The sequence below is a fragment of the Puniceibacterium confluentis genome, from assembly GCF_007923445.1.
Classification (GTDB): Bacteria; Pseudomonadota; Alphaproteobacteria; order Rhodobacterales; family Rhodobacteraceae; genus Puniceibacterium; species Puniceibacterium confluentis.
Genome location: NZ_VOJI01000093.1, coordinates 1 through 760 on the forward strand (window position 1 = coordinate 1; position 760 = coordinate 760).

Annotated in this window: 1 rRNA gene; it reads left to right on the forward strand. The window is 55.7% G+C overall.

Features of this window, described 5'->3' with window-relative positions:
• Positions 1-760, forward strand: a 23S ribosomal RNA gene (locus FOY53_RS22675); the annotation flags it as partial.

The window sequence follows — 760 nt, forward strand, 5'->3', positions numbered from 1 at the left end:
AGGGAAAGGTGAAAAGCACCCCGACGAGGGGAGTGAAACAGTACCTGAAACCGAACGCCTACAATCAGTCGGAGCTTGACTGGACTCTAATAACAATCTGCGCCATGCAGATCCCCGAAACATCGGGAGATACGACATGGCTGACGGAACCTTTGCAGTGCTCATGCTGATTGCCGGTCTGACCGACATGGGCATGAACCACTGCGGTACGGAAACGGGATGCCTGGGCACGTCGCCGACGACGCCGAGGCTGGCGTTTTCCGCCGGACAGGTTCTGGAGCGACGCGCCGCAAGCGCCTCGGAAATCTATCTGCGTTACGATCTTGGCCACAAACGTGGCCCGTTCGGAAATGCAGTCGGCCTTTCCGTGGGTGAGCACGGCGAAACCTGGGTCGGCTTTGGCTCGACCTACACCCACAATTTCGGCAATGGTCCGCTTTACGCGGAATTGCATTCCATGCCAGGCCTGTACGCCGATAACGGCGGATTTGACCTGGGTGGACCGATCGAATTCAGATCGGGAATTGAACTGGGTTACGAAGGCCGGAATGGCTGGCGTTACGCGCTGAGCTATGACCACCGGTCGAACGCAGGTCTTTACGACAAAAACCCGGGAATTGAGACAGTTCAATTCAGGGTCAGTCGGCCGCTCAGATAACAGGTTCTTATTAGTGTCCAGTCTTGTGACGGCGTACCTTTTGTATAATGGGTCATCGACTTGGTCTATCTAGCAAGCTTAAGCCGTTAGGTGTAGGCGCAG